Genomic DNA, 15873 nt, shown 5'->3' with positions numbered 1-15873 from the left:
ATGGAATCTTGAAAATTTTATTTATTACATCCGGTTATAAAGGCATTTATGATTATTTTGAAGCATGGATCATAGATGAGCTATCTAAAAAACATGAGGTTAAATTTTTTCATTTTAATGATGGATATTCTAATTTGCAGTCACTAACAAGTGAATTCAATCCAGAAATGGCCCTTACGTTAGTAGGTTTTAAATTACCCATCCAGATGGTTCAATATTTAAAGAAACAGCAAGTTAAAACAGCGGTGTGGTTTACAGAAGATCCTTATTTTATGGATCGAACACAAGTACTTTCTCAATATTTTGATTTTGCTTTTACTATTGATTCTGCAGCACTCGAATATTATAAAAACAATGGGCATTTGCATGCTTACCAATTACCACTTGGTACAGAACCACAAGTCTTTAAACCTAAGCTTGTGGAAGCAAAATACAGAAGCGATATTTGCCTCGTCGGGTTTCCCTATCCGGATCGTATACAATTAATTCAGTCCCTTTTACAGAATACAGCCCACAATATTAATGTTGTGGGTAAATGGTCAAATCCTTTATCTCGCTTTCGAACCAACCCTAAATTAATGATTCATGAAGGATGGATGGATCCTTCAGTGGTCGCTAATTTTTATAACGGTGCAAAGATCGTGTTAAATACTCATCGGCCATTTAACTTGAAGCATAATCAAAATAGGCTAGGTATTAACGGCAAAAGTATAAACAACAGAACCTTCGATGTCGCGGCGTGCGGCTCATTTCAACTGATTCAATTCAAAGAGGATTTACCAAACCATTTTATAGAAAATGAGGAAATCGTTTCATTCAAAAATAACGAGGAGCTTTTCCAAAAGATTGATTATTATCTGAAATCTGAAAAGGAACGCCAATGGATTTCTGACAATGCTAGAAATCGTGTATTGAAAGAACATACTTTTGAGCATAGGCTTGAGAAAATGTTGGAATTGATTAAGGATTTAACCAAATAAAAAGGCTGTTCAGCAGGATAGCTCTTTTTAGTCATACCAAATAAGTAAAGGCTGAAAACTCTAATATATAGGTAGAAGGAGCTGTTACATTTGGAAGAAAAAAGCAAGCTTTTCCTTATTTTATGCCTTCACCGTTCTGGCTCGAGCGCTACTGCTGGTGTTATGCAACTTTTAGGTGTTCACATGGGGGACAGACTTATCCAAGCAACGAAACATAATCAAAAAGGCCATTTTGAAAATGTCGAATTTGTCCAATTAAATCAAGAGATATTAAAAAGTGTAAACAGTACATGGAACAAACTACCAAATCTAGAAAAAATCCCAGAAACCAAAATGTTAGTTACAAAAATTCGTACATTTATTAACAAAAACAAGAAGCCTATATGGGGTCTTAAAGATCCGCGTACATTAATAACGTTTGAACTCTGGAAACCATATTTAGAAGAGGTAGCAGATATCCATTATGTTTTTGTACACAGGCCTTTCGAAGCCTCCGTCCGATCCCTTGCAAACCGGGATCGAAACACAATTGGAGCTGCAAATCTAATTTTAACACCTTATCTAAAAAAGCTTTATCATTATCGTCACAATTTCGGTCTTCCACCTGAAAAGATAATTGATGTTTCTTTTCAAGATATCCTTAATGATCCAGAAGAATTTGTCAGCCAAATAAATAACAAGAACGGTAACCCTCCCGATTATCGACTCAACGAAACTAAAGCATTTTTAGATAAAAGATTACAAACTTTTTAATGAAACATAACCCTTTTAGATTTCTTACAATAAACAAAAACCCGAATAATGGACACGATTATAAAAATGGCCATTTTTCGGGTTTTTCTATATGTCATTTTCTAAATATCTTTTTAATCGTTGATTAAAGAGCTTAATCCGGTTGTTTGTGAAAGGGTTTTTAGATATATGTTTTAAAAATCCTGTTTCATCATTCATTTTGTGGTAATGGATGATTACAGGATCGGATTTTTTCATCTCACTGCTTATGTTAGGTGTTAAATGAAAGTTCATTATCAGAGGCAATCTTGCAAATGGTAAAGGATGTGCTGCAAAGGCGATTGATAAGGAAGCCTGCTCACAGAAAAAGTAATATTTTCCCAATAAGGTCTTTTTACCAGACAAATCGGTCGTGTACTTTTTCCAAATCGGAAAAAAAGACTGTATCAATGTGCTTGGGAAAATTAACACGCCTGCATTACAATACCAGATTGTTTTCTGTTTGGAGAATGCTGTTAAGTAATTTTCCTTTGGCATTGGAAGACCGTAATGAGAGAAGAGATTTCTAAAAATATTATTGGGTACAGTTAAGCCTGCAGCCATTTCTGCCTGAAAATGATTACCATCCATAAAAGGAGAAGGATCTTGGACAATTACCGTATCACAATCCAAAAGCATGACAGTGTCGTAAGATGAAACTTCAGGCAATTCAAATAGCCGGAGCTTGTTAGAAGGAGGATGAGATACACTAAAACGGTGTACGATCCGAACGAACACACCCCATTTTTCTAATTCCTTTACAAAATCAGGATCTGCTTTATCAACCATGCATACGAAAATATTCGCCCCTGCCATCGATTCTCCGAACCAACGAATAGATTGTACAAGCCTAAGGGCCTGAGTTTGATATTTCTTATTATTTTCTGCCACACATCCGATCATCACTCGGCCTGGACCCGGTACAATTTGGCGTACATCTTCTTCTAGGTAATTCCCTTTTACTTCAAGACCGTATTTGATTAACCAATTTTGATGATGAAACTCGAATCTTCCTTTTTGTTCTTCGCTCAAGAAGGAAAGGTCTTCTTTTCGCATTAAAGCAAAATACTCCTCTTCCGATTCTGCCATAATCAAATCCTGTTTGAGGCAACTCCTTAACAAGGTATCCCCTGTTTGTTTGTTGCAGCGGAAAGAATTTGAAACTAATTCTCCCTCAGCAAGTTCATTCGGGTGGTCGGTTAAGACCGTTTTAATGATAATCAAACCGCCTGGACAAAGAGCATTTTTTATTTTTTCCCATACCGTCTTCATTTCAAAGGGAGGGATATATTCCAAATGATTAGATAGAATGATAATTTTATAGAGGTTGCTGCTATTTAAATCTTTAACCTGATAGCAATTTAACACTTGATCTTCCTCAACATTTGGGATAATGGATTCAATAAATTTACTCAGATTCAACACATACTCCCCTTTCCCCAAAAAATCGTCTATTTAAACCTGGGTGCTCGGTGGTGTTTCCATTTTATGAAAGCATATCATTCTTTGATTCCGTGGGTGTCCCCACTCACCTATATACTCCAATTCTAAGAAAGAATCCTTAATTAAATACTCAAACAGTGAAAGGTGATAATGGTAGGGATCTTTGTCGAGATAAGTAGTAAGACCTCCCGAATGCTTGACAGGATGATCGTTGAACTTCTCTTTCGTTTCAAAAAATGTGGCATAAAATTTCCCGCCCGGATTAAGAACTTTTTCCATATTCACCAAGCATTTTTGAATCACATTTAACGGTAAATGGCTAAACACCGATTGAGCGATGGCAAAATCAAACTTATTCTTAAAAAGCTGGAAATGAAAGCTGTCATTCACCAAAAGCATTGGTTTTTTCTTTAATAAATTCGCTTTCTTAAGTTCTGCCTCCCCACCTCGGATGAGAGAGTGATTGATATCTAGGCCACTGTACTTCCCTTCATTTAAATACTTAATAAAAAAAATTCCTCCTCGTAAACTTCCGCATCCTACATCAAGGAGTGAGTGATGGGGCTCCAATCCATTATCTTTCAAAAAACTGAACTGCTTCTCTCCCAGTTCTCTCCACATTCCGCCTACCAAACTGCGATGGAGCCCTTTTTGAATTTCCAGTTCTGTAAGTTTTAAATCATAATATTGATTCCACATCCCCAAACCCCTCCCAAACAGTTACTGTTAATATATTGTATACACCACCTTTTGGTTCTTATTGGTGAGTTTTACTTATTCCTTCATTATATTTGTTTTACGTTCTTTTGGTTTGAGTAACGAATCCGAAAGAACATACACTCTTACAGAAAACAGAAATCCCTTTAGCATTGCTCATTCGTTTCTTAAATATGACTAACATATATATTCTGTTTGATAAGAAAAACTGTATTCGCCCAGTCTTATTTACGTAAGTGCCATACCATATCGTAACGCGTAAAAGAGGTGTCAGACTTGAAAATTTTATTATCCACTTATTGGGGACACCCTGTAATAGGGGGATCCGCCATGTACATCGAACAATTAAAACAAGGCCTGGAAAGGGAAGGACATCAGGTTGATATTTTCGCTAAACATCCAACTTTAAATGGATACTATATGGTGAATACTGACAAATTTATTGACCTTACTAATTTAAAAAAGGTAATAAATAAATGTTTTCATTATCATTTCCCCAATCTTGATCCCATTTATAAAAATAAAGAAATAGACCATCTCTGTTTTGAATTGGCCGCTAGTTATTTTAATCTAGAGACTTATGATTTAATCCATACCCAAGATATTTTTTCATCAAGATTATTAACACGTGTAAAACCGAAAAACACTCCACTTGTTGCAAGTATTCACGGTTGTATAGCGACCGAATATCTTTTACACAAAAGAAATACGGTTGCTAAAAATCGAGGTTCAAATTCAAAAGATTTTGATTGGAGGTATATACATTGGCAAGAGTATACCGGTTCTTTATCAAGTGATATTACCATTGTTGCAACCACATGGCTAAAGGATTTATTAACAAACGAGTTCAATGTAGATGCCAATCAATTAATAATTATTCCATATGCACAAGATATAAAAGAATTTCGAAAAAGAATGAACGAACCTCCCCCTATAATTGCTCCTCCTGGTAAAACAGTTATTGTTTGCCCGGCTCGTTTAGTATTTATTAAAGGGCATAAATTTCTATTAGAGGCTCTTGCCAAACTCCGACAGCATCGTACTGATTGGGTTTGCTGGCTGGTGGGAGACGGGAATTTACAAACTCAATTAATAAACACAACCAGAAAGTTAAACCTAGATCAAAACGTAAAGTTTCTAGGCTCGCAAAAGAATATTCCAGCTATCTTAAACCAAGCAGATATCTGTGTGCTTTCAAGCTTACAAGAATCCTTTCCTTACGCCATTATGGAAGCACAAATAGCCGGCAAACCTGTAGTGGTTACAGATGCTGGCGGAATGCCTGAGGCTGTTGTCCATGGTCAAAACGGGTTAATCTCGCCAAGAGGGAATAGCGACTCCTTATTTCATAATATAAAAGAATTGTTAGAAAACGAGGATCTTCGAAATACCATGGCTTCAAACGCATTAAAGTGGGGTATGGAAAAATGGGCATTAAAGACAATGATTAACCAAACATTAGAGATCTATGAGCAAGTTATTAAAATCAAAAAAGGGGAGGATGTTGGTGAATATAAATAAGCATTGGCCGAAGCAAAGTCCTCTGACTAACAGACCCGATTTAACAATTTCCTCCTTTCAATCAGTTTGGAAGACCATTTAAGCAGCTGCCAAACCCTCAGCTTCGAAAAAGAAAGCATGTATTATATTAAAATTTCCCCAAAATTTTCTTCAACTTACTAACTATTGAGCTTATTTCTTCAAAAACTGTAAATTTGTACAAATTGAATTTCCGTTATAACAGAAGAAAAAAAGTAACGAAGCTCTTTTCTTCGTTACTTTTAAATTTATGACATACTGATACATTGATAGAATAAATTAAACATATTTAAAAGCCAATTATTCTCCTTTTTATATTTGTAAATAAAAAGTAAGAACATCTTTTAGTGAAACATTAAAAGGGATATTTGGCTTCCATCCTAAGTTTTTCAACTCTGAATTATCAATAGTAAAAATAAATCTTTCTTGAAAAGGCAATTTTGAGCGAATCGTAATTTTAATGTCAGCTATTTTACCAAAGCCAAGAACAACTTCTTCGATTGAATGTGTTTCTCCTATCGCGATGTCGTATATCTTACCCGATTCTCCCTTTTCAAGTATAATATGGTAAGCTGCAACAGCATCCCTTACATCGAGAAAATCTCTATGAGCAGACAAATCATTGACTTCGATAACTTTTTCACTATGCCCTTTAATCATAGAGGCAACTTGTCTTCCTATAATTGAACAAATCCCGTTTGAAAAACCGGGTCCAATTAAATTACTAGGCTTCACAATCATAATATCCATGTTGAACAAATGGGCCCATGACCGAGAACATAGCGTCTGAATAGTCTTGCTTAGACTATAGGGATGTTGGGGAAAATTTGCATTTGCTAGGTCCATTTCTAAAGCTGAACCTACAATCATCACTTTACTATTTTTCCCTGAATTACGAATCGCCTCTAAAAGATTAATTGTTGTCATCACATTGCTTTCGAAAGTTATTAAGGACTCTTTCCATGATTGTTCAACAGAATTTTGTCCTGCCAGATGTAAAACATAATCAGGTTCATAACTGTTTATGAGCGTCATTACACCAGTCTTATTAGTAAGATCACATTCAATGACATTATATGTTAACTCGAAGTCGGAATCTTTTTTAGTTCTTACTACTGGAATAACTTGAAAACCAGCTTTTGAAAAGTGCTCACAAGCATGTCTGCCTGTAAATCCCGCAGCACCAGTAATTAGAATCTTTGAAGATTTCACGCTAAAAAACCGCCATTAAATAACATTTGTCTTATTTGATCTTTGGTCATAAATGATTGGTCGGATCTGTATACTTTAAGCGCCGCCTTTGGATATTTTGAATAGTGCTTATCTAATTTCTCTATTGGTAATGAAGGAAGAATCACGTAATACTGGTCATCGTAATCAATCGTATATTTGCTTTCATATTCAGAAAACAGAATTTCATGCAGTTTTTCACCTGCCCGTATACCCGTTAACTCAATTTCCACATTTTTTCCACCGGAAGATTCAATAAGGACATGTGCTAGATCCTCAATCCTACATGATGGCATTTTCATGACAAATATCTCACCGCCAACACTGTCTATAGCTGCTCTAAAAAGCAACTTTATTGCATCTTCAACTGTTAGGAAAAAACGCGTCATATTAGGGTCAGTAATGCTGATTTTTGATTTTTCTTTGATCTGTTTTTGAAAAAGTGGGACTACACTCCCGCTCGAACCAAGAAGATTTCCTCCTCTTAAACTGACAAACTTTGTTTTCGACCCCAGTATATTGGCGTGAATTGTCAATTTTTCTCCCATTGCCTTGCTAAGACCGTAAAAATTCGATGGATCGGCAACCTTATCGGTAGAAACATAGATAACCTTTTTTATATTATTATAGATAGCTGCATCAATTACATTCTGTGTCCCTATTATGTTTATTTTTAGAGCTTCATAGGGTTGTACCTCGCAAATAGGAACATGCTTCAATGCCGCCAGATGAAAGATATATTCCACTCCCTTGCTTGCAGACATTAATGAATCAATTTCCTTTATATCACCAATAATAAAGGTTAGTTTTGGATTATTAATAGCCCTTTTCATTTCAACCTGATTTGACTCATTTCTTGAGAAAATTCTAATTTCCTTTGGATTTAATTTAAGTAACTGTTTTACTAGTTCATACCCCCATGATCCCGTACCTCCAGTCACCAAAACAGTGCTGTTTTCGAACAATGTATCTCCACCTCCCTTTAACTTCTTACTATCTTATGTTAAAAAAGAGTACATGCTCTACGCGTTTAACCAGATTGGTAAAAACGGAAAATAATATCAAGAATTTACTATTATCTTTTTTATCTTCGTTTTCTTTTGTATGGGGTATTTTTCAAACCTTTGTATTACGCTGTATTTTTAAAGGAACCCTCTTTAACGTACTAATTCTCCGTGAAAATTGCTGTGCTATCCCCAATAAGTGAGTTCATCCTTTTTATTTTTTTATAGGTGTGTAGTCCATTTGTTTATAAATCTAATTGACCAATTGTATTATCATCATTTTCTATCATATTCTTATAAATTTTCAGGAGTCTCTCGGTCATTAAATCTATTGACCAGTGTTTAAAGGCCCATTGTTTTGCATTATCGGCTAATTTATTTCGATATGAATCATTTTCTAACAAAGTTTTTAGGTGTTCAAATAATGGTTCGCTTTCACCCGCCGGAGCAATTAAACCTGTTTCACCATGTTTAACCATATCTGGTAGACCACCTGCATCACTTATGACGGAAGCTTTACCAGCAATTTGAGCTTCGATTAGGGAGAGCGGCATGTTATCTTGTAAACTTGGCAGTACAAATATATCCGACTGTTTTAATAATGCTGGAATATCATCTCGAGCTCCTAAAAACTCTACAAATTCGTTTAAATTTAATTGAGCAGATAGTTTTTGCAGGGGTAACTTCATGACACCATCACCTGCAATCCAACAAACCCAATCTTCTCGCTCTTTTTTTAACTGTGAAAGCGCAGGTAATAATATTTGTACACCTTTTAAGTCCACAAGTCTTCCGGTATAGATTATTACTTTCTTATCCTGCGGTTTTTTTATCTCAGTAGGATGATTCATTTTATTTGAGAATTCATCAATATTCATTCCATATTGAAAAGTAACAATTCGATCATTAGATAGACCATAATCTTCGATAAAGATGTCCTTAGTCCATGTAGAAGAAAAATGGATTAAATCTGCAGAATGGGAACCTAATTTATCTAGTACCCAGGCTTGTAGCCAACCTGTAGATTTCAGTATCTCTTCAATGGATACATTAGGATTGTGAAATTTATTGAATCGAATAATTTCTCTTGCTAAGACTCCATGAATACTTGTAAATAAAGGTGTCTGTTTTGGTTTGACTCTACTCATGCACCTAGAGGATATTACATCATGAGTATGGATAATGTCATATTGTTCCAAGCCAAAATAAGATACAGCAAGTTCCATACAGTATAGATCAAGTTCGAAGTCAAATCCTACTTTATTCACATTTGCTACTAGAGAACTTTGACGGTTTATAGGAGTACTTAGTACAGGAATAAGCTGCTCTTTTTTAATAACTAAATTTTTATTAATTATTTGATAACCTGAAGAATCTTGGCAGTTTCCTAAAATATCCACTTCATGTCCATAAGACTCTAATCTCTCTTTGATTTCGCACATCAATGTCCATACACCACCTAGTTGCGGTAAAGCCCAATAAGTCGCCAATAAGATTTTCATTAAATCACTCATTCCTTTGTGGTACATTAATTTTTTATCATAAGATTATTAAGCGGGAGAGCTTCTTTTGGGGAAACACATTCTGTACACATAAATAAATTTTTCAAATATCTGACCCCTCGTTTTGGTCACTTCATCATATCTACGTAGTTTCTTTGAGAGCTAGTTTTTTATTTATACATTTTTCATTTGTAAGGCTTTTTGATAAACCGCGATGGTGTTTGTAATCATTTTTTCTTGTGAACAGTATTCCATTGCCCAGCTTTTCGCATTATTTGCTAAAACTCCTCGAAGGTTAGCATTTTCAATAAGAGTTTTCATATTTTGGAATAGTGAATCGCTATTATATTTGGGGGAGATCAGTCCAGACGTTCCATTATGGATCATTTCGGGTATTCCCCCTGCATCTGTCGCTATAACAGGGACACCTGCTATTTGTGCTTCCATAACTCCATAAGGAAAATTATCCTGCAAACTTGGGAAAACAAATAAATCTATTTGGTTTAATAAAGCGGGGATATTGTTTTGATTACCAAGAAATTTTATATAATCTTGGAGACCTAGTTTATTCGCTAGCTGTTTTAGTTGATTACTCAGAGGTCCATCCCCAATTAGCCAGCACACCCAATCTTGTCGATGGCGTTTTAATTTTACTAGAGCGTCTAGTAGGTATTTATGTCCTTTTAACGGAACTAATCTAGCCGTGCAGGCGATAACAAACTTATTTATTGGTCTGAGAATGGAAGGAGGCATCTGCATTTTTTTATTAAACTCTTCAATATTTAATCCGTATGGAATAATGGAAAATTGTTGGGTTTCAGGTACTTTATAATCCTGTAACAATACATTTTTTAACCATTTTGAACCAACAATGCAAATATCACTGGACGAAACTGCCCTAGATTCAAGAGCTAGGCTTTGTTGCCAGGAGGGTGTGTTTTTTCTTAATCCTCCGTTGATTAGCGAGTTAAAAGTTAAGGCACCGTGCAGGGAATTCACTAATGGAATATGATTAGGCAAAATTCGCGAAACGGCAACAGTTGGAATGATACCCTGTGAATGAACAATGTCATATTGAACAAAAGGTAAATGAGAAGCAGCAGCTTGATAGTTATCAAGATAATGATTGGTTGTTTTCCTCCTATAATTACTATAAGGATTTTTTAAGAAAGGATTATGGATGAAAAAATCAACATGATGGCCGTGAAGTTTTAATCCTTGCAACAGTTGCTCAATGTATGTTGATACTCCTATTACCCCTGGATATGTTTTAGATGTGATTAGGATTTTCATGTTAGAGCCTCGCTTTAAACTGTAGGTACTGCATCATATGTATGGATCATTCATTTGGCATGGGACAAATAAATAATTCCTTCAAGTCTTCTTTCATTTGCTGGCGGGCCTTTTTCAAGTCTTTGTTGGAAGGCTCTTTGTGACGAACTTCCATCTACCAGTTTGGACCGATTTTTTTGTTTTTTGTACCGACTAAAAAGAGCTCAACCCAAAAGGAACAAAATGTGCCTTTTGGGTCAGCCCCTTAACATAGAACGACGAATACTATTTAGCTAAGTCAAGTATGCGAGGATTTAAGGACCATAAACGGTACCACTAAAATGAACAGGACCTACAATAGATGTTGTACCTATATTTAGGAGATTCTGAAATCTTGCCGTTAAAAAATAAGTTTCAGAGGTAGGAGTACCAACTTGGGCAATTTCAGCATGATTCACGGAAGTAGTTATATTTCCTAGTAGACTTCCTCCTAAGTTTACACTTAGGAAAAGGTTGTCACTAGTTTCAAAAACAACGGGTCCGGTAGAACTGCCTCGTCGTATTCGTATAATTAATTCAGCTAATCCTGGTAAAACTGCATTTACTGACCAACCGATTGTACCATCAAATTTTAATTGGTCTCCCGGTGCAATATTGCTCGCTATTATGGAAGTTAAAAAAAACTCTTGTCCTGCAGGCAACGTAAGTGGAAGAGAAAAACTACCTATAGCTGCTTCATTAAAGCTAAAAGATTTTACAGTAACCATATCTTTCACCTCCTTTATTACAATAAATGAAATGATAGTTCCAATTGCTTGTACAATTTACGAAAAAATTAAAATGGAGGACCTGATTTTTCTATTTAGGAATGTGACCCTCCAAGATGTGCTTACTTTCAAATGCAAAAATAAAATAATAAGTAACGAAAGAGAATGAAATCTCTCGTTACTCTTTTAATATTTTCAAATCATATAGATTGATATAATTTAATAAATTCTGGATCAGGTATAGAATAGTCTGAAGGTAGTCTGCTAATAATCAATTCCCACATTACTCTGTCTTTTTTTGGAGCAAATTGTAAGAGTTCATGTGGTTTGAAAAAGCTCGTTCGTGGATTTGTTTTATTTTTTTGTTTACTTGCATTGTTCGGGTGCCTGTTCGGTCTAGCTTTCTGAATTGGCCTCCGTGTGTGAAGGTTTGCTTTGTTTTGCTGAATCGTTCTTCCAGCATGAAGATAAGGTTGGGTTTGCGCTTGCTGTATTGGTTTTCCAGTATAAGGTTGAGTTTGCGCTCGCTGTATTGGTCTTCCAGTATAAGGCTGGGCTTGTGCTCGCTGTATTGGTCTTCCAGTATAAGGTTGGGTTTGTGCTCGCTGTATTGGTTTTCCAGTATAAGGTTGGGTTTGTGCTCGCTGTATGGGTCTTCCAGTATAAGGTTGAGTTTGTGCTCGCTGTATGGGTCTTCCAGTATAAGGTTGGATTTGTGCTCGCTGTATGGGTCTTCCAGTATAAGGTTGGGTTTGTGCTCGCTGTATGGGTCTTCCAGTGTAAGGTTGGGTTTGTGCTCGCTGTATGGGTCTTCCAGTGTAAGGTTGGGTTTGTGCTCGCTGTATGGGTCTTCCAGTGTAAGGATATGCCCTTGTTTGTTGCATCGGTCTTCTAGGGTAATGATATGTCCTTGTTTGTTGTCGTCTTGAAAGTAGTTGATTTCGTCGCCATTGAAGTATTTTCATATATTGCGCAACTCTTCTATAGTTATGTCTCAACAACATCATCTCCATTTTGGGTTTGAATAACTTGTTTATAAATCGCTAGTGTCTTAGCTATCATTGTCTCTATGCCCCATTTCTCTATTGACCATTTTTGAGCGCTTGTTGCCATTGTAATTCGGAGATGCTCGTTTTCGATTAATTCCTTTATATTTCTGTATAAGGACTCGCTGTTTTCCTCGTTCCAATTTGTCCATATACATTGCTAATCCCCCTGTAACAGGTGTTTCCAAAAAGCGGACAATATAATTTTAAAATTTTTACAGCTCTTTTATCCGTTACAAATATGTTATGAATCAATGGGTAAATTGGTTTCGGACATTTATCTATATATAGTAATGAAAAAACAAGAACTTTGAAACGGGCAAATACACTGATATAAAGCAAAAAGCGATTGTAGACTACAATCGCTTTTTTTATACCTCTTTACTTGTTTTTCCCGTACCTCTTATAAATCTCTGTTGTTTGTTTCACCATTACTTGGGGTGGAACTAATTTTGCATTTTTACCATATGTTGATTGTACAACTCTTCCATGGTACAAGCCATTAGGTGAAAATCGTTTATTAAACTCATGGCATAAACACATAAGAGCACCTCACTTTCATAATACATTATATGAATTAACTTTTTTTTGCTTGTACGATTGTACTAGAAGATGTTTTTTAAATTTTTCGAATAAAAGTAATACCGATAGTGAGTTAGAGATTGCATTGACCTTAGGTTCAATTATTTTTACCCCTGGTAGAGTTAAGTTTCCTTGAGCATAGCCACCTAAGTTAGTTGCAACATCATCAATTCTTACTCTGCCCATAATGGTTTTAAAGGCCCACCTTATATTCATATACTGGAACCCTCTATTTTGTCCTCTCATATTGTAGGTTAGAAACTTTATTAGATAAGTTAACAATTACAAAAAGTCTTATTCATTTTGATAGCTCATTTATTACTTTATTTGTCTATTCAGGAAATTGTTCAAAAGGAGAGGTTTTTTTGAGAAGGCTAATAATTCTTGCTTTAATTGGATTGGTAGCACAGTTAGTAGATGGTTCCTTAGGTATGGCCTATGGAGTTACCTCAACCTCATTATTACTTATGTTTGGTATTGCACCTGCTGTTGCCTCTGCTTCTGTTCACATGGCAGAAGTAGTTACTACTGCTGCATCGGGAATTTCGCACATTCGATTTGGAAACGTGGATAAACAAGTTATCTATAGATTAATAATACCTGGTTCTATTGGGGCTTTTCTAGGTGCCTGTTTTTTAGGCAGCATTCCTGGTGATATCGTTAAACCCTATGTGTCCTTTTTTCTGTTAATATTGGGTGTCTTTGTCATTTATCGTTTTCTATTTAAATTAAATTCTTCCGAACAACTTTCAAAAAAGAAAATGGGAAAAAAGCAGTTGATACCTCTCGGCTTTATTGCTGGCTTTTTTGATTCTACTGGAGGTGGAGGATGGGGTCCAATCGCAACACCTGTATTACTAACAAGCAACACGATGGAAACAAGAAAAGTAATTGGGTCGGTAGATACAAGTGAATTTGCAATTGCTGTATCATCTACACTGGGTTTTCTTTTAACCTTAGGATGGACACAAATTAATATTCAATGGGTAATAGCATTAATGATTGGTGGTATTATAGCAGCACCTATCGCTGCTTGGTTAGTCAAAATAATACCCACCAACCTTTTAGGAATTCTTGTTGGTGGAATTATAATTATCACTAATATCAGAACTTTATTAGGGTCACTAAATGTATCTCAAACAATAAGTCTATTCACTTATTTTGCGCTTGCAATCCTTTGGGTAGTTGCTGTGATACATGTAATTTTGAAGATAAGAAAGAGTAGATGTAACAATCCAGATTAAAAGTAAATCCATAGAGAGTGACTAAAAGCTCTTTTGGTTTCTGCTTTTAATCATTTTTGACTTACCTTCAGGAAAATTGATAAAGTAACAGTTGGTAATGGACCAGCAAAAGATTACATTTAGCAAGTTGATCAGGTTTTCTATTACAGGATTTGTTGAAACTATTAGAATTGCGAATCTCCAACCCAACTTGACCTTTGTTGGTTGTCTTTAATCGATTCGAGGATTACCCTTCGTGGGTTTTCCTTTCTCTCCGACCCATTACCAAATTCATATATAATACTGCATAATATTATGCATATGTCTTCTTCGTGTTTTGTTACCCTTTCCAGCGAAACAACAAAGAGCTGCCTATACGTCGGCAGCTCCATCTCGGTTCAACAAGATATTTTATTACACAACATATTCGTACTGTTCATCATAGACTTGCATAGTTCTACAGAATATTATCAAACCTTTATCAAATCAACGCCCATTTTCCGTTGAAAACTTTACTAATAAAACCATTATTCCGTCTATTACGTTCTTTCAGGACAAGCGAATAGAAAATGAGGGAAATAAATGACAACGAGACCAGCTCCCGAACTTAGACCAGAAGCTATACGAAATCTGAACCAAGCTATTCTTCAATTGGTAACAAAACATCTACAGCTTGGTTCGGTATAGAGTAGGTCATTCTATTTTCCCCATCTAGCGGAGTCGCGTGATAACAAGGTGTGCTGAAACAGGCCTTGTTCCTCCAGCAAGAGGAGTGATGGTTAGTGCCGGGGAATTGCCAGCAGGATTTCGTACAGTCAGTATTGAATTGATGACTGACGTTTGCACAAGAGCCATTCCTACTATCTGAGAAGTACCGGTTGCTCGCCCGACCACCGTATAGGCTAGGTCAATGCCATTGAGAGTTAAAATCAGTTGGCCCGGTTCGCTCACACTCACCTGAAAAAAGACCTGATAAATGCCAATTGCAGACAAGGTAAATGAATCGGCAGTAGCCCGGAAGATACCACCCGCACTAGTAGGTCCATTTTGCGGAAAATCTACATCTCCACCGGCTCCAACTGTTGCAGCATTATCACCAGGCATCAACGCAAAAAAATCTGCAAAGTCTAATACTGATCCTGCTGGTCCTTGTGGTCCTGTTGGTCCTGGAACTCCTTGTGGTCCTGTTGCTCCAGCAGGTCCTGCTGGTCCTACTGGTCCTTGTGATCCTGTTAGCCCTGGAACTCCTTGTGGTCCTGTTGGTCCTGTTGGTCCTGCAGGTCCTTGAATTCCTTGTGGCCCCTGTGGTCCCCCAGATCCCCCTGCAGGTCCTGGAATTCCTTGTGGCCCTGTTGGTCCTGTTGGTCCTGTTGCTCCTGTTGGTCCTGCTAATCCAGCTATCCCCTGTGATCCTGTTGGTCCTGGAATTCCTGGCGACCCTGTTGGTCCTGTTGGTCCTGCTGGTCCTACTGGACCTACTGGTCCTCCAGCTGGTCCTGGTGGACCAATAGGTCCACGTCGTCCTGGAGGACAGATGCATCTTTGCTGTGGAGGTTTTGGAATCGGGAAAGTTGGACAACATCCTATGAAGTTTTTTCCATTAAACGTCAAATATATCATCTCCTTTATCACTAAAATAATATGTCCTCAATGACATATTTGCTTGTGCTAAATGGAAAAATATTAAGCATTGTGTGTGGTTTCTGAATCACACCTACACATAAACAGGGAACTTCTCAGTAAGCTTCATAATGCCCTCAGATTCAACCTTATGTTAATTGAATACTAGGAAGTAAG

The 15873-nt window shown here is 36.5% G+C and carries 15 protein-coding genes; 5 read left to right on the top strand and 10 right to left on the bottom strand.

The genetic code is table 11. From position 1 onward, the window contains the following. Positions 1-8: 8 nt before the first annotated feature. Positions 9-980, top strand: a complete 972-nt coding sequence (locus tag BLR86_RS20540; RefSeq protein WP_090766056.1) for a CgeB family protein — start codon at positions 9-11, stop codon at positions 978-980. A gap of 90 nt (positions 981-1070) precedes the next feature. Then, positions 1071-1733 carry a sulfotransferase family protein gene (locus BLR86_RS20535; protein WP_090766051.1) on the top strand — a complete coding sequence of 221 codons (663 nt, stop codon included), beginning with the start codon at positions 1071-1073 and terminating at the stop codon, positions 1731-1733. Between the two features lie 87 nt (positions 1734-1820). Here the strand turns inward: BLR86_RS20535 and BLR86_RS20530 are convergent, their stop codons facing one another. Together BLR86_RS20530 and BLR86_RS20525 are read right to left on the bottom strand one after the other, a co-directional pair. Next, complete coding sequence (locus BLR86_RS20530) at positions 1821-3173, bottom strand: glycosyltransferase family protein (protein WP_090766048.1); 1353 nt, start codon at positions 3171-3173, stop codon at positions 1821-1823. A gap of 33 nt (positions 3174-3206) precedes the next feature. Then, the gene (locus tag BLR86_RS20525) at positions 3207-3893 is read right to left on the bottom strand and encodes a class I SAM-dependent methyltransferase (protein WP_090766045.1); all 687 of its coding nucleotides are present in this window, start codon (positions 3891-3893) and stop codon (positions 3207-3209) included. Between the two features lie 285 nt (positions 3894-4178). Here BLR86_RS20525 and BLR86_RS20520 point away from each other — a divergent pair, with 285 nt between their 5' ends. Then, entirely contained in the window at positions 4179-5432 is a 1254-nt protein-coding gene (locus BLR86_RS20520; RefSeq protein WP_302847235.1) for a glycosyltransferase family 4 protein, read from the top strand. Between the two features lie 330 nt (positions 5433-5762). Here the strand turns inward: BLR86_RS20520 and BLR86_RS20515 are convergent, their stop codons facing one another. The 5 genes from BLR86_RS20515 to BLR86_RS20495 all read right to left on the bottom strand — a co-directional run bounded on the left by BLR86_RS20515 (position 5763) and on the right by BLR86_RS20495 (position 11225). Further along, on the bottom strand, positions 5763-6662 hold the full coding sequence (locus tag BLR86_RS20515) for an NAD-dependent epimerase/dehydratase family protein (RefSeq protein WP_090766039.1): 900 nt from the start codon (positions 6660-6662) through the stop codon (positions 5763-5765). Beyond that, positions 6659-7645 carry a polysaccharide biosynthesis protein gene (locus BLR86_RS20510; RefSeq protein WP_090766036.1) on the bottom strand — a complete coding sequence of 329 codons (987 nt, stop codon included), beginning with the start codon at positions 7643-7645 and terminating at the stop codon, positions 6659-6661. The genes BLR86_RS20515 and BLR86_RS20510 overlap by 4 nt, the downstream gene beginning before the upstream one ends. Before the next feature lie 284 nt (positions 7646-7929). Then, positions 7930-9198, bottom strand: coding sequence for a glycosyltransferase family 4 protein (locus BLR86_RS20505; protein ID WP_217642407.1), 1269 nt, complete (start codon positions 9196-9198; stop codon positions 7930-7932). A 162-nt stretch (positions 9199-9360) separates the two neighbouring features. After that, positions 9361-10479 carry a glycosyltransferase family 4 protein gene (locus BLR86_RS20500; protein WP_090766030.1) on the bottom strand — a complete coding sequence of 373 codons (1119 nt, stop codon included), beginning with the start codon at positions 10477-10479 and terminating at the stop codon, positions 9361-9363. A gap of 293 nt (positions 10480-10772) precedes the next feature. After that, complete coding sequence (locus tag BLR86_RS20495) at positions 10773-11225, bottom strand: hypothetical protein (RefSeq protein ID WP_090766025.1); 453 nt, start codon at positions 11223-11225, stop codon at positions 10773-10775. Between the two features lie 418 nt (positions 11226-11643). Between BLR86_RS20495 and BLR86_RS25770 the strand changes: the two genes are divergently transcribed. Next, positions 11644-12120, top strand: a complete 477-nt coding sequence (locus tag BLR86_RS25770) for a hypothetical protein (RefSeq protein WP_139185674.1) — start codon at positions 11644-11646, stop codon at positions 12118-12120. Between the two features lie 156 nt (positions 12121-12276). On the opposite strand, the gene BLR86_RS26230 is transcribed toward BLR86_RS25770, so the two are convergent. Next, positions 12277-12429 (bottom strand): hypothetical protein, encoded by a 153-nt coding sequence (locus tag BLR86_RS26230; protein WP_175492986.1) that lies wholly within the window; start codon positions 12427-12429, stop codon positions 12277-12279. A gap of 400 nt (positions 12430-12829) precedes the next feature. Continuing rightward, positions 12830-13069 carry a hypothetical protein gene (locus BLR86_RS20485; RefSeq protein ID WP_090766019.1) on the bottom strand — a complete coding sequence of 80 codons (240 nt, stop codon included), beginning with the start codon at positions 13067-13069 and terminating at the stop codon, positions 12830-12832. A 149-nt stretch (positions 13070-13218) separates the two neighbouring features. Here BLR86_RS20485 and BLR86_RS20480 point away from each other — a divergent pair, with 149 nt between their 5' ends. Next, a complete protein-coding gene (locus BLR86_RS20480; RefSeq protein WP_090766016.1) occupies positions 13219-14097 on the top strand; it encodes a sulfite exporter TauE/SafE family protein in 879 nt (292 codons plus the stop codon). Positions 14098-14787: 690 nt separating this feature from the next. Here the strand turns inward: BLR86_RS20480 and BLR86_RS26860 are convergent. Beyond that, entirely contained in the window at positions 14788-15687 is a 900-nt protein-coding gene (locus tag BLR86_RS26860) for a collagen-like domain-containing protein (RefSeq protein ID WP_302847234.1), read from the bottom strand. Positions 15688-15873: the final 186 nt, after the last annotated feature.

It is taken from the genome of Bacillus sp. OK048 (genome assembly GCF_900103525.1).
In the GTDB taxonomy this organism is placed as follows: domain Bacteria; phylum Bacillota; class Bacilli; order Bacillales; family Cytobacillaceae; genus Neobacillus.
Note: the sequence above shows the minus strand (reverse complement) of the source record. Positions and strands in the feature narration are given on the sequence as shown.

What these genes read in the sequence shown, in the direction of transcription:
- BLR86_RS20500 (WP_090766030.1), bottom strand. Translation starts at nt 10,479, where the DNA reads ATGAAAATCCTAATCACATCTAAAACATATCCAGGGGTAATAGGAGTA.
- BLR86_RS20495 (WP_090766025.1), bottom strand. Translation starts at nt 11,225, where the DNA reads ATGGTTACTGTAAAATCTTTTAGCTTTAATGAAGCAGCTATAGGTAGT.
- BLR86_RS20505 (WP_217642407.1), bottom strand. Translation starts at nt 9,198, where the DNA reads ATGAGTGATTTAATGAAAATCTTATTGGCGACTTATTGGGCTTTACCG.
- BLR86_RS20485 (WP_090766019.1), bottom strand. Translation starts at nt 13,069, where the DNA reads ATGAATATAAGGTGGGCCTTTAAAACCATTATGGGCAGAGTAAGAATT.
- BLR86_RS20525 (WP_090766045.1), bottom strand. Translation starts at nt 3,893, where the DNA reads ATGTGGAATCAATATTATGATTTAAAACTTACAGAACTGGAAATTCAA.
- BLR86_RS26230 (WP_175492986.1), bottom strand. Translation starts at nt 12,429, where the DNA reads ATGTATATGGACAAATTGGAACGAGGAAAACAGCGAGTCCTTATACAG.